Source organism: Enorma shizhengliae, from assembly GCF_009676995.1.
GTDB classification, from domain to species: domain Bacteria; phylum Actinomycetota; class Coriobacteriia; order Coriobacteriales; family Coriobacteriaceae; genus Enorma; species Enorma massiliensis.
Window position 1 is genome coordinate 26,997 of record NZ_VTFZ01000001.1, and the last position, 15,293, is coordinate 42,289.

Here is a 15,293-nt window from a genome sequence, read left to right on the forward strand (position 1 = left end):
AACGCCGAGCAGCCCGGCGCAGGGCCGCGTACGACGGCAATGCGCTCAGCTGAAGACGAGGCCTACAGACCGTAGTCTTCAGCAAGACGCTTCCATGCGGGAAGCGAACGCTCGATAACCTCGGGCGCCACGCAATACCCTACGCGTACCCACCCCTCAACGCCGAAGCTGTTGGAGGGCACCGGCAAGAGCTCGTAGGCCCGAGCGCGTTCGCAGAACGCCTCGGCATCGGGCTCAAGTGCGCGGACCCACAGGTAGAAGGCACCGCCTGGCTCCACATAGGTATACCCCATCTGCGAGAGCGCCTGGGTGAGCAGGTCACGATTGCGAGCGTATGCCGCAACATCCGACGGAACGTCCACACAATCCATGACCACGCGCTGGAAAAGCGACGGCGCGCATACGAACCCGAGCGAACGGGCCGTTCCGGCAACGGCCGTCATGACCCGGCGGGCGCCCTCGCTCACCTGCGGCACGAGCACCCAGCCCACGCGCTCCCCAGGAAGCGAGAGCGATTTGCTGTACGAATAGCACACCACTGTGTGCTCGTAGAGCGACGGCACCCAGGGAACCTCAGCCCCATAGGTGATCTCGCGGTAGGGCTCGTCTGAGATGAGGACGATGGGCTGCGGATGGCCCAGGCGTACCTCGCGCTCCGCGTTCGCGCGCTCGAGGACATCCGCGAGTTTCTCCAGGTTCTCCCTGGTATAGACCGCGCCCGTTGGGTTGTTGGGTGAGTCGATGATAACCGCCGCGGTACGGTCGGTGATGGCGGTGGCGACCGCCTCGGGGTCGACCTGGAACGTTTCCTGATCGGCTAAGACCTCGATGCAGACGGCACCAGCCGTTTCGATCCACACGCGGTATTCCGGGAAATACGGCGCGATGACGATAACCTCATCGCCGGGGCACGTGACCGCTCCAAGCGTGCAGGACACCGAGGCGGCGGCGCCGACCGTCATGAACACATCGGCCATGGTGTAGTTCGTCCCAAAACGACGGTTGAGCGATTCCGCCACGGCGGTGCGAACCTCGGGTGCGCCCGGCGCGGGCGTGTACCCGTGCACCTGCTCGGGCGGGAGCTTGAGCGAACGCTCGATGCTCTGCCTCACCTCGTCGGGGGCGGGCACGCTGGGGTTACCCAGGCTGAAATCGAACACATTCTCAGCGCCAATCTGTGCCTTGCGCTCGTTGGCGTACGTGAAAATCTCGCGAATCACCGAGCTCTCGGCACCGCGAGCATACATCGTATCGTTAATCATGATTGCTCCTCATATCGGCGCAGCCATGCCGCGCACCGTCTTGTGGTCCATGATACGGCAAGATGCACGGCCCTCGGAGCCAGAACGCTCCAGAGCGCGGTGCCGATCAATGCGAGCAGCCAAATGCTGCTGGCAGATGGCGCCGGTAGATGGTGCGGGGCAGCTTCGTGTAACAGGCATGGAGCGTTGCACAGAGCAAAGACGCGCCGAGCGCAGACGATTCATGCAGCCGCTCGGCGCAATCGTTCCGCGCAATCGTTACGCACAAACGCTCGACGCGGCGCTCCGTGCAATCGCCCAGCGGAACCGTTCGCGCAAACGCTCAGCGCATTCGCTCGACATATTCGCTCAACACCGTACTCCGTGCAAACGCTCGGCGCATTCGCTCACCAACTCGATGGAATAGCCGCGCCGGCCCGCACGGTGAAGGCGTTTTTGCTACGAATGCCGAGTTTCTGGCTAACTTTGTCGATTTCTGGCGATGAGCTTCGACTGTTCTGCGTCTAGGCGACCTCGTTGGTCATATCCGCACTCCGTTTCTCACTCTTTTCGCATGTTTTTATAGCTAAATGTAGGACCCAGCGCCCCTTCGTCAGAAAGCCCGGGCGCCTGAGCGCAATAAATCGACAAAGTTAGCCAGAAATCAATCTCTTTATGAAAGACGCCCGCACTCGGAGTCGAGCGCGGGCGTCTTGTGCCATTCAATCTACCGTCAAATCCATCTTGTTCGGGCAGGAATCGCTTAGTCTTGATTCCCCTCCGAGTGGGAATCGGCAGCGACGGCCTCGGCGGCGAAGCGAGCGGCGTCTTCCGCAAGCTCCTCATCGCTCATGCGCGGCTTGCGGCGATCGCCGGGCTTGGAGCCATCCTTGCCGCCAGCCTGCTCCTTGGCCAAGAATTCATCCCAGGTGTTATCAAGCAGCGCCTCGACGGCGTCGCCCTCAACGGTCTCGCGCTCCAGGAGCACGTTGGCCATGAGCTTGAGCTGGTCGGAGCGCTCGCGCAGGATCTTCTCCGCACGCTCGTGCGCCTCACGCATGATGCGCTGCACCTCGGTATCGATACGGCGCGCGGTCTCCTCAGAGTAATCCTGGTGGTCAGCGTAATCACGTCCCAAGAAGACCTGGTGCTGCGCCTCGCCGAAGACCTGCGTTCCGAGTGCCTCGCTCATGCCCAGGCGCGTGACCATCTCGCGCGCCATCTTGGTCGCGCGCTCGAGGTCGTTCGATGCGCCGGAGGTGATATCGTCGCACATGAGCTCTTCGGCCACGCGACCGCCCAAGAACACCGCGAGCTCGTCGAGCATCTCGTTCTTGGTCTTGAGGAAATGGTCCTCAGTGGGCAACTGCATGGTGTAGCCAAGTGCCTGGCCACGCGGGATGATCGTGATCTTGTGGACCGGGTCGGAGTGCTCGAGCACGTGACCCACAAGGGCATGGCCGCTCTCGTGGAACGCAATGGTCGTGCGCTCGGTCTCGGTCATGACCCGGGCCTTGCGCTCGGGGCCAGCGATCACGCGCTCCATAGACTCCTCGACCTCGTCCATGCTGATGCGCCCGCGGTGGCGGCGGGCGGTGAGCAGCGCGGCCTCGTTCATGAGGTTCGCAAGGTCGGCGCCAGTGAATCCCACGGTGAGCTGGGCGAGCTTATCGAAGCGCACGTCGTCTGCAAGCGGCTTGTTGGCGGAGTGCACCCGAAGGATCTGCTCGCGGCCCTTCACGTCCGGGCGATCCACGGTAATCTGCCGATCGAAGCGGCCGGGACGCAGCAACGCCGGGTCGAGAATATCCGGGCGGTTGGTCGCAGCGATGAGGATCACGCTCTCGTTCTCCTCGAAGCCGTCCATCTCCACGAGCAGCTGGTTCAGCGTTTGCTCGCGCTCGTCATGCCCGCCACCCAGGCCTGCTCCGCGCTGGCGTCCAACGGCATCGATCTCGTCAATGAAGATGATGCTCGGAGCCTGCTCCTTCGCCTTGGAGAAGAGGTCGCGCACGCGGCTTGCGCCCACGCCAACGAACATCTCAACGAAATCGGAACCGCTGATGCTGAAGAACGGCACCCCTGCCTCGCCGGCAACGGCCTTGGCCAGCAACGTCTTGCCCGTACCCGGAGGGCCCACGAGCAGGACACCGCGCGGGATCTTCGCGCCAAGCTTGCGGTAGCGCTCGGGATCTGCCAGGAAGTCGCGGACCTCCTCGAGCTCCTCGACCGCCTCGTCGATACCCGCCACATCGGCGAACTTGACCTTGGGGCGAGTAGCCTCGTTCATCTTGGCGTTCGTCTTGCCAAACTGCATGGTCTTGCTGTTGGCGCCCATCATCTGGCGCATGAAGTACAGCATGATGAGCACCAAGATCACCGTTGGAACCACGCTGATGAGGAAGTCCATGATCGCGTTGGGATCGTTGGTGTTGACGATGTAGACGGTGCTCGGGCGGCCGGCCATGAGGTCGGCAAGCGCATCGGAGCCAACGTAGGTAGAGGTAAAGTGCTTAAGCGCCGCGTTCTTGCCAATGTCCTCAGAACGCGTCCAGTACTCACCGGCCAGGCTGCCGTCGGCCACGGTGTAGGTCACGTTGGCAACGCGCCCCTCTTCGACCGCGGTCACGAACTCGCTCGTAGCAAGCTCGTCGGTGGGGCTCTGCGCACCAAAGCCACCATTCATGCTGAAGATAACATAGGCAAGGAGACCGCACACAAGCAGGATATAGAGCCACGACACGCGGGACGGCCCGCGCCTACCGGGACCGCCGCCGGGACGGCCCGATCCACCGCCCGATCCGCCAGAACGCCCGAGCCCCAGCTGGAACGGATCGTCAAACGACGAGCCGGGCGAATCCGGCGCTTCGGGGCGGGGCGCGTCATCCTGCTGATCGCGGTTGCTAGAGCCACCGCCATCAGCAGCGAGAGCGAGCCCGCAGGCTCGCTCATCCTCAATCGTTGCGCTTAGAACACGACGGGTCATATTACGAATAAACCTCCGGCTTGAGAATCCCCACATAGGGGAGGTTGCGATAGCGCTCGGCAAAATCGAGGCCGTACCCCACCACGAACGCATCCGGGCAATGAGTGCCCACGTACTTGGGGTTGATTGCAGCCTGCTTGCCCTCCACGTCCTTCCACAGGAAGGTTGCCACCTCGATGGACGCGGGGTTACGGCTGCTCAGGTTCTTCATGAGGTACTTGAGCGTGAGGCCGGAGTCCAGGATGTCCTCCACGATGAGCACGTCACGCCCCTTGATATCCATGTCCAGGTCTTTAACGATGCGCACCACGCCCGAGCTCTTGGCCTTATCGCCATAGCTTGAGACGGCCATGAAGTCGATGGCGAGCGGCACGTCGATAGAGCGCATAAGGTCGCCCATGAAGACGACGGCGCCGCGCAGGACGGCGATAAGCACCAGGTCTTTGCCCTGGTAGTCGCGGGAGATCTCTGCGCCCATGCGCTTGACCATGGCCGCGATATCCTCTTCCGTGAACAGCACCTGCTCGATATCCGGATGCATAGCGCCCTGCTCGATCATATAAAAACCTCCTGCACATGTTGCCGTGATACGCAGCTTACCCAACACCCAGTTTTCATAACGCGAGATCCTGGGGGTGAATGACCAATTTTACCAGCACTTTACTGGCGGCCGTGCACTTAAAGCGGTCATCGAGGCGAATTCCGCCAACCCACACAACGGAACCCCCCGGAGCAGTGCGCACGACCGGCACGAGCGGGCGCTCCGCCACGGGAACCTGTTCCTCACCCAAGAGGTCAGACAGCTTCTTGCTGCGGCCATGCATGCCCAGCGGGCAGAGAAGATCGCCGGGTGCGGGGGCATCGACCCAGAGGCGCGCGCCGAGGGACTCCGCCGGAAGGGAGCTTCCCGATTCCTTGAGTCGCACCAGGTCGCGCTCAGCGTAGCCCAGCGCCGCCGCATCAACATAGGCCACGGAACCACCAGCTGGCGAGGACGCCGCCGCCTCGCGCGCGAGGGCAACGGCGTCGGTTCCGGCAGGAATGCGTTCGAGCGACGCCTCGAGCACCGCGCCATTCGCGAGGGGCATCCGGCCGGGCACCGCGATCCAGCCTGCCACCAGATGCTCGCGGGCGGATGCCGTACGCAGGGCGAGCGTGCCAAACTCGATGCGCGCGTCGATATTGCCCGGCAGCGTGAGAGACCCCTCGCCCGCCGCGACGCAGCGAAGGATACTCTCAACATGGCGCATCTCGAGCCGTGCCTCAGCATCGAGCTGTTTTACCGCAAGACGAACCATGCGGCGAGCTATGGCAACCTCTGCCGCGGCCACGCGCGCGGCATCCAGTACCACAAGGCCTTCCTGCTGGCGGCGCGTGCACGAACGAAGGGCCGTAGCGGCAAGATGCGCCATGAAGGCGTCTTCGTCGCCCAAGATGTCGCATGCCACCCCCACGTTCCGCGCAAGGTTCTCGTTGCGTTCGCGCGCCACGGGAATCACGCGGTGGCGGACAAAATTGCGCAGATACGACGTGTCTTGGTTGCTCTCGTCTTCCTGCCAAGCGATGCCCGCCACTTCAAGATACCGGCAAAGTTCCTCATGTGTGAGGTCGATGAGCGGGCGCACGATGATGTTCCTGCGGCGCGGAATGCTCGAGAGCCCCGCGGGGCCCGCGCCCTTGATGGCGTTCATGAAGAACGTCTCGGCTCGGTCGCTTGCCGTGTGCGCGGTCACGATGCGCGCCGCGGTACGAGGGCACCCCGCCTCTTGGCAGAGTTCGCGGACGTACCTCCGGGCGGCCGCATAGCGCACCTCTCGTGCGGCGGCTTCGAGATTTTGACCGTTGAGCTCGGTGAACGATGCATGTTCCACACACAGGGGAACCCCATAGCGCTCGCAGAGGCCGCGAACATGCTCCTCGTCTGCGTCGGACGCCTCCCCACGGAGATGATGGTTTACATGAAGCACGTGGATGCGCTCTCGAGCTATGCGCGCAGGGCCTCGACCGTCCATGATGTCGAGCTTCGACGTGCACGCCATGACCAGAAGCGCCGTTGAATCCGCGCCGCCCGACACCATGAGCACGACGGGTGCCGAGGGGTCGAGCGCGCGGCCGGACGCGGCGCCCGCGCGATGTGAGACGAAACGCTGTGATACCGTGGGCATAGAGAATAGCTCCGATCGATACGTTGCAGAGAAATAGTCGCTCAAACCTGATACCCTAGACCGGGTTACAGACTCTCGCGTGGTTCACAGACACCCGGTGTCTGTGAACCACAGTTCACAAACACCCAGTGCCTACGAACCACAAGCCCTGTTTTCAGGGTACCACCTGAGGTTATTGGACGACAGCATGACACACGCCTTGCGCTTACACATTCTCGGCAGTGGCTCCAAGGGCAACTGCGAGCTCATCGAGGGACCCGAGGGGATCATCATGATCGACAACGGGTTTTCGCGGCGTGAGGTCCTGCGGCGCATGGCAGAACTTGAACTCGAGGCATCCCGCGTGGTTGCCATCATCGTCACGCACGAGCACTCCGATCACGTGAAGGGGCTTCCCGTTTGGTGCAAGAGCTTCCCGGGCGCGTTGCTCGCAAGCTCAGGCACCCCGCAAGCGCGCGCAACGCTCGAGGGGCTTCCGTTTACGGAGTTCGAGCCGGGGGCATGCCTCGATATCGCGGGGATCGAGGTGCAGACGTTTTCTACCTCGCATGATGTGGTCAACCCCATTGGCCTGCGCTTCTCGTGCCGCAACGACTCCATTGGCATCATGACCGATACCGGAACGGCGACCGAGGCGGCGCTGCAGGCGCTCGGCGACGTTCGGATTTTGGCACTTGAAAGCAACCATGACGTCCCCATGTTGAGAACTGGCTCCTACCCGCGGTACCTGCAGGACCGCATCATCTCTGAACGCGGCCACCTCTCAAACGCTCAGGCTGCCGAAGCCGCTCGCTCACTTGTTGGCCCGCACACCGAGCAGCTTGTTGCCATGCACATATCGCAGGAGAATAACCGACCGAGCCTCGCGGTGCGCGCGCTTGCTGAGGCACTCGGCGCGGAGCTCGACAACGAGCTCGGATCATCCGCGACGCTGCGGCGGCCAGACCCGTTGCCTAGCCTGCATATCCGCGCCGCCGGCCAAAACCGGCCGATCAGCATTTGGTAATCGCCGCCAGACGGAAGCTTGCTGCTCGTTGCCGCGTTCTCGGGTGAGATCCGGGCACTGGGGCCGTTACGGTTGCGTTCTCGGGCGAAATTCGGACACCGCATTCGTTTTCGGGCAGCTTTCGTACGCTCCGGCAGTCCAAAACGGCGAAATGTCGCCCAAGAACGCGGCGTGCGTCCAAAACCCGCCCGAAGACACCCGGCGCTTATTCACCTATACAACTGCCTGTCACCCAACAGTGTCTGTCGCCTGAATAAAAAATCCCTGGTGGGAAGCCGTACTGAACAGCTCCCCACCAGGGACTCTCAAAACCCACATCGCGACGGCATGCGCAAAAGGCCGCTCATTTCCCATGCCGCTCTCCGCTGCCGCACAGCGACGAGAACAGCGGCAAGAAATGAGCGGCCCCGATAGAAGCGTTAGTCGATCGCGACCTTCGTGACGTTCTTCTTCTCGACGATCTTCGGAACCGTCACCGTCAGCACACCGTCGGCGTACCGAGCGGACAGGCCCTCGTTCGAGGCGTCCTTAAGGTAGATGCCACGCGTGGCGCTGAAGGACGTGAACTCCTTCTGCAGGAAGTTCTTACCCTTGTCCTCTTCCTTCTCCTCAACCTTGACGGAAATGGAGAGGCGGCCCTCATTGAGCTCGACGTCGATATCATCCTTGTTCACACCGGCCAGATATGCCTTGACCTCGTAGCCCTCGCCCTTATCCTCGACATCCATCGGGAAGGCGCGGGTGGAAGAAGACGGGGCGAAATCCATCATGTCATCGAGCGCGTCGAAGAGCGACGTGGGACGAATACCGAACACCGAACGATACGGAACCATGCTTGCCATATCAATCACTCCTTTGTGATTGCCCGGATATCTTAACTCCGGGTCTTCTTTGGATACTCTTGTTATTCCCGAGCCTCCTGTTCCTAAACATGCGTAATCAGATTTTTTAAGCGTCACAGTATCATCAAATCTTAGTGTGTATGACTTAGATTTATACCAAGCGGAAGAACCCTGAGCCGCCGTCAACGGCCAGTTCAATTGATTTTGCACCTCGCGTGAACGCGCCGCTAATTTTCACGCCAACTCGGCTCACATGCTGAGGGAACTATAGAATAGGGCTATCACCGCAAGGCCACGCGAGGGACACCATGGATGAGAACAACCGCGCCCAGTCGACGCCATCTTCAAACCAGCAGCACGAAAAGCGTGCGCGCGTCCCTTACCAGCGAACGGTCCCCCATATCACCCAAGACCCCATAACCGACGACGGCGTTACCTACCAGCAGCGCATACAGCGGGAGACCTACTCCCGTACCGGATCGCGTGCTGCCGCGGGCGCCGGAACAGGCGGTGCGGCGCGCCAAGACATGAGGGGGTATCGCCCGCAAGCGCCGGGCGACTATGTAGGCGGCTTTGCGGGCGGCCCTCAGCAACAGAGCTTCACCTCGGCGCCCGGGCGCAAGCACATGGGCGTTGCGACGTCTGATCCCCAGTACCTCCAGCCCGTCGGCCACCAAACCGGCGCTCCCCAAGGTCCGGCTCATCCGCGCCGCAAGATGCCTGGAGACGGAGAGCCGCAGGTGCTTCATTCGGACCGCTATCTCTCGGCACCCTCGGGTCGCAAGACGATCTTCACAGCACGGCAAGACCGCGCTCGCAAGCGGGTGCGTATCCTGCTCGTGCTCGCGCTCATCGTCGTCATCGCCGTTCTCGCGTGGATCATCTTCTTCCGCTAGACAGGAACACGCGGAACTTCATACCGAGGTTCGACGCGCAAAACGAGAGCGCTCACCAACGGTCTCTTCGAACAACCTGCATCTATATGTACTATTAGCTTGTTCGCACTTTGCGGGGGGAGTTTGATAGCTATGCACTACACCATTGACAATCTTGCACGGCTGGTCGACCACACGAACCTGCATGCCGATGCCACCGAAGCAGACATGGAGAAGCTCTGCGACGAAGCACGGCGGTACCATTTCAAGATGGTCGCCATCAACTCGGGGCAATCTGCACGGTGCTCTGCCCTTCTCGCAGGTACCGATATTCACACCGGTGCCGCTATCGGCTTCCCGCTCGGACAGATGAGCATCGCCGCGAAGGCATTCGAAACGCAAGACGCCATCGAGAACGGCGCGAACGAGATCGATTATGTCGTGAATCTCACCGAGGTTAAAGACGGAAACTGGACATATGTGCAGGACGAGATGGAACAGATCGTCAACGTCTGCCGTGCGGCGAGCGAAGGACGCGAGGAGCCCATCCCCTGCAAGGTCATCTTTGAGAACTGTCTGCTCACCGATGACGAGAAGATCAGGCTCTGCGAGATTGCGAGCGAGGTAAAGCCCGCCTTCATCAAGACGAGCACCGGCTTTTCCACCGGCGGTGCCACCGTTCACGACGTGCGGCTCATGCGCGAACACGTCTGCCCCGAGGTCCAGGTCAAGGCTGCCGGCGGCATTCGCACGGCCGATGCGTTCCTCGACATGGTGCGCGCCGGTGCTACCCGCATCGGGTGCAGCGCCGGCATCCCCATCATCGAGGAGCTCAAGCGGCGCTTCGACGCCGAGGGAATCGATGCGATCGAGCTGTAGGACGCCCGTGCCCGCGCTTGCTTGCCACCACAACGGAATGGGAACTATCTATGGAGCCTCTGAAGTTCTCACCAACCTCTGTCCACCCTATCTGGGCGGGAGATGCTATCGCCAAGGCACGCGGCCTTCCCACTGATACCGAGCACAATTATGGGGAGGCATTCGATGTGTCGGCGCACCCCGATGTCTGCGTGACCATAGCGAACGGCCCTCTCGCGGGCATGCACCTGGACGATGCGATCTCCGCGCACCACGATGACATCATAGGAACGCTGCCCGATCACGACGTCATCCAGATCACCTTCATGGATGCGCGCGAAACGCTCTCCATCCAGGTGCACCCTAACGAGGAGCAAGCACAGCGCCTCGATGGCGACCACGAGAAGACGGAATCGTGGTACATCCTCCACGCTGAACCGGGGGCGACGCTCATCGGTGGCAGCACGACAACCGATCTGGATGCGCTGCGGACTCTTCGTCTCGAACGTCATCGACATCGATAAGGACTACGAGACGGAGCCTGGCGGCGTCTACCATATCATCACCTGCGTCCAAGGCTCCTGCACCGTCGAGTCACCCGAGGGCGCAGTTGGGCTCGCCTGCACCGAGTCCGCCCTGGTGCCCGCGAGCGCGGGACGCTACACCGTGCGCGGAACCCGCCGCGTGCTGCAGAGTTATCATCCCCGTTAGCAGGAGACGCCGCTTCCGACCACTGCCCCGAGCCACCCTTTGCCGAAAGGATTCCCATGACACGCATCGCCATCACCGGCGCCAATGGATACCTCGCCAGCCTTGTCCAGACCTACAACGCGGGAACGTTCGATTTTATCCGCGTGAGCAGAAGTGATGTCGATTACGCCGACCTCAACGGCCTCCGGTCGTACTTCGAAGTGCTCGATTTCGACATCCTCTTCCATACGGCAGCCAACGCCACCACCGCCGACTGCGAGAACGACCCTGCAGGAACGCACCGTGTAAACTGCGAGGCCGCCATCGAGCTCGGGCGCATCTGCCACGAGCGCGGCAAGCGCATGATCTTCATCTCGACCGAGCAGATCTACAACGGGAAGCACGAGCCCGGACCCTTCTCCGAATCGGTTGAAGCCGAAAGCGTCACCAATTACGGAAAACAGAAGGCGGAGGTCGACGCCTGGATGCGAGCCACCATGAGCGACTACGTCATCCTGCGGCTTTCATGGATGTTCGGCATGGCGCTCCCCCACGTCAAGCCCTCTCCCGGCATCGTGGGCAACGTGGTGCGCGCACTGCGCACGAACACGCCGACGCTCTTTACGGTGAACGAGAAGCGCTGCATGACCTATGCCCAGCACCTTGCCGACCAATTCGCCACCACCTGCGAGCTCCCGAGTGGCGCATACAATTTCGCGAGCAGTAATGATCTCTGCACGTACGACGCCGCGCGCGTCGTGGCGGGAAAGCTCGTGTCCGCAGGCATCGCCACGCCCGACGCCGTCGAGCGCTGCATTCTCCCGAATACCGAGCGCTACGCCGACCGGTTCCGCGACTTCCGCCTCGACAACCGCAAAGCCGTTGCCGCCGGGATCCAACTCGGGACATTCGAAGAGGACGTCGACCGCTGCCTCGCGGATTTCGGCTGGATGTAGGCTGTTTGCCGCCGGCAATGCGACGGAATGCAACTCAGAAGTCGCCAGAGAAGCAAGCTACCAGACAAACGACTAGATGCGGCTCTACCCCGTCAGCAGAACCCGCGGAGGCACCTAAGAATTGAGACGTGTATGGCTGTAGCGCGCACCCTCACCACGTCTTGCAAACTACGGGCGGGCACCCGAAGAGCGCCCGCCCATAAAACGTACGAGATACCTATCGCATTCCTCGCCTATGACAGCAGCTCGCGGCCCGATTCCTCGATCGCGGCGATAAGCGCATCGGCAGCCTGGGCGTCCACGCCCTTGGCGAAGATGTAGAGCTTGATCTTCGGCTCGGTACCGCTCGGGCGCACGATGGCCTTGTTGCCGCCCTCAAGATCGAACTCGATGACGTTCGCCTTGGGGAGTCCGTTCACACCATCCTTGTAATCGAGCACGGCCTCGACCTTGCTGCCAGCAATCTCGGCGGGAGCCTCGGCGCGGAGCGCGGCCATGATGCCGGCCATCTTGGCGGCGCCGTCCGCACCCGGGTAAGAGAGCGAAACGGTCTTGTTGTGGTAATAGCCATACTTCTCGTAGAGATCGTGCATGGCCTCGACGAGATTCTTGCCCTGCAGCTTGTAGTACTGCGCCATCTGGCAGATGAGCATGGAGGCGTTCACGGCATCCTTGTCGCGCACATGGTCGCCCGAGAGGTAGCCGTAGCTCTCCTCGAAACCGAAGATGAAGCGGTCGACCTCGCCCGCATCCGAAAGACTCGTGATGATGTCGCCGATGTACTTGAAGCCCGTGAGGCAACGACGCAGCTCGAAGCCGTACTCATCGGCAAGGGCGTCAACCATAGCAGAAGACACGATCGTGGTCACCGCAACCTTGCGGGAAAGGTCCTCGCCGCGCGCAGCGCGCATCTTGCAGATGTAGTCGAGCAGGAGCACGCCCATCTCATTGCCGGTAAGCAGCGTGTAGTCGTCGCCGTCCTGGCACGCAACGCCCACGCGGTCGGCATCCGGGTCGGTTGCGAGCAGCAGGTCGGGATGGACCTCCTGGCACAGGTCGATGCCCTTCTGCATGGCCTGGCGAATCTCGGGGTTGGGGTACGGGCAGGTGGGGAAGTCGCCATCCGGGTCCTTCTGCTCCGGAACCACGGTGATATCGGTGATGCCCACCTTGTTGAGCACCGTCGTAACGGGAATAAGGCCCGTGCCGTTGAGCGGGGTGTACACGAGCTTGAGCGGCGCGGAGGCCGACTCCTCCTCGGTAAGGTTGCAAACGGACTTATCGACCACCGCGTCGTAGTAGCGCTCGAGGCAATCGTCGCCGATCCACTCGATCTTGCCCGCAGCCACGGCCTCATCAAAGTCCATGGACTTGATGCCGTTCCACATGTCCACACCAGCGATGGCGGCAGAGATGGCATCGGCGACCTCAGATGCAATCTGGCATCCATCGGGGCCGTAGGCCTTGTAGCCGTTGTACTGGGCGGGGTTGTGACTTGCCGTCACGCACACGCCGCCAGAGCACGCAAGGTCGCGCACGGCCCAGGAGAGCGTGGGCACCGGCGAAATCTTGGGATAGAGCTTGGCGGTTACGCCATTGGCAGCAAAGATGGCGGCCGCGGTCTTAACGAAGAGCTCGCCGTTGTTGCGGCTGTCGCGCGCGATGGCAACCGTGGGGTTCTCGAAATTCTTGACGAGATACTCCGCAAAGCCCTGGGTTGCACGACCGACCGTATAGATGTTCATGCGGTTCGTGCCGGCGCCAAGCGTGCCGCGCAGGCCTGCCGTGCCGAACTCGAGGTCCTGGAAGAACGCGTCGGTGATAGCGTTTTCGTCTCCCGCTTCCTTCATTGCCTTGAGCTCGGTGAGTAGCTCGTCATCCGTGACATTGGCGATCCACTCATCGAGAAGTACATGTACATCTGCCATAGGTAGCCTTCCTTTCGAAGCAACCCCTTCCTGCGTTATCGCCATGCGGAAGGGTGCGCCGGAGCGCATATATAGGAGAATCATACGGCAAGTTGCGAAGGGCGAACTCGATCTGTCGGTAAGCGTTCGGTTATAACGGGGGACGGCGAAGGAACGCTCGACGCGAGGCGCCACCGAGCACGCCCAACCCCCAGGATGGTTCTTGCTTGAGCGGGTTCCCTCCCGGGAGCGCACTTTCGCGGGAGGGATTCGGACACCGCGGCGTTGTCGGGCGGATTCCGGACACGGAGGCGTTACCGGGCGAGATTCGCACACTCCCCGTGTTCTCGGGCGAGTTTTGGACAACCACTGGATCCTCGGGCGTGATTCGGACGCTCAAAGGGGTGAAAACGGCGAAATGTCGCCCGACAACCATCTGAGCGTCCAAAACCTGCCCGAAGACATCGCGATGTCCGGAACTCGCCCAAAAACGCCTCCCCGCCCGGGGCCGGCCATGGAACGCCGCCCACCCGAGACCCGCCAGGAATGCAATCCTACGACGAAGAACATAACGGCTACCGTGCGAAATCCGTCCAACGTGCTACAATAGCTCCGCACGGGCCGTTAGCTCAGCTGGCAGAGCAGGGGACTTTTAATCCCAAGGTCTAGGGTTCGAACCCCTAACGGCCCACCCGCGCTTGTCAACGCCTCCGTTCATGGAGGCGTTTTTGGTTTTTGCTCCTTATTTGCCACGCCTCATCTTTGGGCGCGCTTTGGACGAACGCGGTCATTTCCGCACAATATCTCACCGCTTTTAGCTACACATATGGCGAGCTGTCGCCCGAATACATCTGCAGCGTCCAAAAAGCGCCCGAAACCCACGCGGCGCTCATTCACCTGCTATGAGGACGAAAGCGACTCGTGGTCGAAAACGCCGACCATGCGAATCACCCTGCGCTGCTCGCGCTTGAGGTAGACAACGAGCACGTCATCGTCAAAGACGTGAAACTCGTAATGCAGTCCATCATTGAACGGAGACTTCTCGAGCATATGCTCTGCCCAACCGTTCTCGTCAACGTATCCGTGTTGAGCAAGCTCAGCGATGCATGCCTTTATGATGCGGATAATCTCAGCAAACTGCTCGCGCGTGTATTTGGGGCGGAGCGGTGTGAGCGTATTCCAGAAGTCGCGCCCCGCTCGGACTTCATACGCCGCGCCCCTCATTGCCCAACCTCTTCGGCTGTGATGCCCCAAGTATCCAGAAGATCGTCAGGGACCCTGGCTGGGTCGTCTTGTGCGTCGTCTGGAATGAGCCCATACTCCTTCGCCTCCTCCCGCACCATGGCTCGGCGCACTTCATCGGAGTACGCCCGGCCGCCCTTGCCGAGAAAGAGGCCATCAAAGGGGCTCACACCGGTGTTCGCCACCTGCGTGACCATAACCCGCACCGCCATCGCCGAAGTAAGCCCGCTCCGAGCAAAAACCTCATCGGCGCGCTTCTTAACATCATCATCGATGGTTGTCTGAAGGAGTGCCATGCGACCACCTCCGTGAAATATGGGATTCACTGGTAATTCCATATTACCCAAATCGTCGAGCAATACCCACTATTCACGGGCCTCCACTGCAGCCCTCACGCTGTCGAAACGGTGGCCATACGTTCATAGGACACAACCTCGAAAGAGATTGAGCGCGTTAAGAATCTGATCGGCGCTCTCGTGTAATGCGCCCCATCTTCGGGCGAATTCTGGACGCATGCGACATCTT

The 15,293-nt window shown here is 61.4% G+C and carries 14 protein-coding genes and 1 tRNA gene; 7 read left to right on the plus strand and 8 right to left on the minus strand.

Going from position 1 to position 15,293, the window contains the following annotated elements:
• Positions 1 to 62 precede the first annotated feature (62 nt).
• The 4 genes from GJE22_RS00130 to tilS form a co-directional block, all read right to left on the minus strand.
• Positions 63 to 1,262 carry a pyridoxal phosphate-dependent aminotransferase gene (locus GJE22_RS00130; RefSeq protein WP_144687558.1) on the minus strand — a complete coding sequence of 400 codons (1,200 nt, stop codon included), beginning with the start codon at positions 1,260 to 1,262 and terminating at the stop codon, positions 63 to 65.
• A gap of 742 nt (positions 1,263 to 2,004) precedes the next feature.
• Complete coding sequence (gene ftsH / locus GJE22_RS00135) at positions 2,005 to 4,227, minus strand: ATP-dependent zinc metalloprotease FtsH (protein WP_235895741.1); 2,223 nt, start codon at positions 4,225 to 4,227, stop codon at positions 2,005 to 2,007.
• 1 nt (position 4,228) lies between these two features.
• A complete protein-coding gene (hpt, locus tag GJE22_RS00140) occupies positions 4,229 to 4,786 on the minus strand; it encodes a hypoxanthine phosphoribosyltransferase (protein ID WP_019127378.1) in 558 nt (185 codons plus the stop codon).
• Between the two features lie 55 nt (positions 4,787 to 4,841).
• Positions 4,842 to 6,392 carry a tRNA lysidine(34) synthetase TilS gene (gene tilS, locus GJE22_RS00145; RefSeq protein ID WP_144687556.1) on the minus strand — a complete coding sequence of 517 codons (1,551 nt, stop codon included), beginning with the start codon at positions 6,390 to 6,392 and terminating at the stop codon, positions 4,842 to 4,844.
• Between the two features lie 187 nt (positions 6,393 to 6,579).
• Here tilS and GJE22_RS00150 point away from each other — a divergent pair, with 187 nt between their 5' ends.
• Positions 6,580 to 7,398: an MBL fold metallo-hydrolase gene (locus GJE22_RS00150; RefSeq protein ID WP_144687554.1), complete on the plus strand. Its 819-nt coding sequence runs from the start codon at positions 6,580 to 6,582 to the stop codon at positions 7,396 to 7,398.
• A gap of 419 nt (positions 7,399 to 7,817) precedes the next feature.
• Here the strand turns inward: GJE22_RS00150 and GJE22_RS00155 are convergent, their stop codons facing one another.
• Positions 7,818 to 8,240, minus strand: a complete 423-nt coding sequence (locus GJE22_RS00155; RefSeq protein WP_022349772.1) for an Hsp20/alpha crystallin family protein — start codon at positions 8,238 to 8,240, stop codon at positions 7,818 to 7,820.
• Between the two features lie 308 nt (positions 8,241 to 8,548).
• Between GJE22_RS00155 and GJE22_RS00160 the strand changes: the two genes are divergently transcribed.
• The 5 genes from GJE22_RS00160 to GJE22_RS00180 all read left to right on the plus strand — a co-directional run bounded on the left by GJE22_RS00160 (position 8,549) and on the right by GJE22_RS00180 (position 11,619).
• Positions 8,549 to 9,136 (plus strand): hypothetical protein, encoded by a 588-nt coding sequence (locus GJE22_RS00160; protein ID WP_144687552.1) that lies wholly within the window; start codon positions 8,549 to 8,551, stop codon positions 9,134 to 9,136.
• A gap of 132 nt (positions 9,137 to 9,268) precedes the next feature.
• Positions 9,269 to 9,994 carry a deoxyribose-phosphate aldolase gene (gene deoC, locus GJE22_RS00165; protein WP_144687550.1) on the plus strand — a complete coding sequence of 242 codons (726 nt, stop codon included), beginning with the start codon at positions 9,269 to 9,271 and terminating at the stop codon, positions 9,992 to 9,994.
• Positions 9,995 to 10,044: 50 nt separating this feature from the next.
• The gene (locus GJE22_RS00170; protein WP_144687548.1) at positions 10,045 to 10,497 is read left to right on the plus strand and encodes a type I phosphomannose isomerase catalytic subunit; all 453 of its coding nucleotides are present in this window, start codon (positions 10,045 to 10,047) and stop codon (positions 10,495 to 10,497) included.
• The gene (locus GJE22_RS00175) at positions 10,454 to 10,684 is read left to right on the plus strand and encodes a hypothetical protein (RefSeq protein WP_154324017.1); all 231 of its coding nucleotides are present in this window, start codon (positions 10,454 to 10,456) and stop codon (positions 10,682 to 10,684) included. The genes GJE22_RS00170 and GJE22_RS00175 overlap by 44 nt, the downstream gene beginning before the upstream one ends.
• Positions 10,685 to 10,740: 56 nt before the next feature.
• Entirely contained in the window at positions 10,741 to 11,619 is an 879-nt protein-coding gene (locus tag GJE22_RS00180) for an SDR family oxidoreductase (RefSeq protein ID WP_144687545.1), read from the plus strand.
• 233 nt (positions 11,620 to 11,852) lie between these two features.
• Here GJE22_RS00180 and GJE22_RS00185 read toward each other — a convergent pair whose 3' ends face one another.
• Positions 11,853 to 13,547 carry a phospho-sugar mutase gene (locus tag GJE22_RS00185; RefSeq protein WP_144687543.1) on the minus strand — a complete coding sequence of 565 codons (1,695 nt, stop codon included), beginning with the start codon at positions 13,545 to 13,547 and terminating at the stop codon, positions 11,853 to 11,855.
• 597 nt (positions 13,548 to 14,144) lie between these two features.
• Here GJE22_RS00185 and GJE22_RS00190 point away from each other — a divergent pair.
• Positions 14,145 to 14,217, plus strand: a tRNA-Lys gene (locus GJE22_RS00190).
• A 209-nt stretch (positions 14,218 to 14,426) separates the two neighbouring features.
• Here the strand turns inward: GJE22_RS00190 and GJE22_RS00195 are convergent.
• Positions 14,427 to 14,750: a hypothetical protein gene (locus GJE22_RS00195; protein WP_144687542.1), complete on the minus strand. Its 324-nt coding sequence runs from the start codon at positions 14,748 to 14,750 to the stop codon at positions 14,427 to 14,429.
• Positions 14,747 to 15,064, minus strand: a complete 318-nt coding sequence (locus tag GJE22_RS00200) for a type II toxin-antitoxin system RelB/DinJ family antitoxin (RefSeq protein ID WP_144687540.1) — start codon at positions 15,062 to 15,064, stop codon at positions 14,747 to 14,749. The genes GJE22_RS00195 and GJE22_RS00200 overlap by 4 nt, the downstream gene beginning before the upstream one ends.
• Positions 15,065 to 15,293: the final 229 nt, after the last annotated feature.

Coding starts and splice junctions, on each gene's coding strand:
- GJE22_RS00130 (WP_144687558.1), bottom strand. CDS start 1,262: ATGATTAACGATACGATGTATGCTCGCGGTGCCGAGAGCTCGGTGATT.
- ftsH (WP_235895741.1), bottom strand. CDS start 4,227: ATGACCCGTCGTGTTCTAAGCGCAACGATTGAGGATGAGCGAGCCTGC.
- hpt (WP_019127378.1), bottom strand. CDS start 4,786: ATGATCGAGCAGGGCGCTATGCATCCGGATATCGAGCAGGTGCTGTTC.
- tilS (WP_144687556.1), bottom strand. CDS start 6,392: ATGCCCACGGTATCACAGCGTTTCGTCTCACATCGCGCGGGCGCCGCG.
- GJE22_RS00150 (WP_144687554.1), top strand. CDS start 6,580: ATGACACACGCCTTGCGCTTACACATTCTCGGCAGTGGCTCCAAGGGC.
- GJE22_RS00155 (WP_022349772.1), bottom strand. CDS start 8,240: ATGGCAAGCATGGTTCCGTATCGTTCGGTGTTCGGTATTCGTCCCACG.
- GJE22_RS00160 (WP_144687552.1), top strand. CDS start 8,549: ATGGATGAGAACAACCGCGCCCAGTCGACGCCATCTTCAAACCAGCAG.
- deoC (WP_144687550.1), top strand. CDS start 9,269: ATGCACTACACCATTGACAATCTTGCACGGCTGGTCGACCACACGAAC.
- GJE22_RS00170 (WP_144687548.1), top strand. CDS start 10,045: ATGGAGCCTCTGAAGTTCTCACCAACCTCTGTCCACCCTATCTGGGCG.
- GJE22_RS00175 (WP_154324017.1), top strand. CDS start 10,454: ATGCGCTGCGGACTCTTCGTCTCGAACGTCATCGACATCGATAAGGAC.
- GJE22_RS00180 (WP_144687545.1), top strand. CDS start 10,741: ATGACACGCATCGCCATCACCGGCGCCAATGGATACCTCGCCAGCCTT.
- GJE22_RS00185 (WP_144687543.1), bottom strand. CDS start 13,547: ATGGCAGATGTACATGTACTTCTCGATGAGTGGATCGCCAATGTCACG.
- GJE22_RS00195 (WP_144687542.1), bottom strand. CDS start 14,750: ATGAGGGGCGCGGCGTATGAAGTCCGAGCGGGGCGCGACTTCTGGAAT.
- GJE22_RS00200 (WP_144687540.1), bottom strand. CDS start 15,064: ATGGCACTCCTTCAGACAACCATCGATGATGATGTTAAGAAGCGCGCC.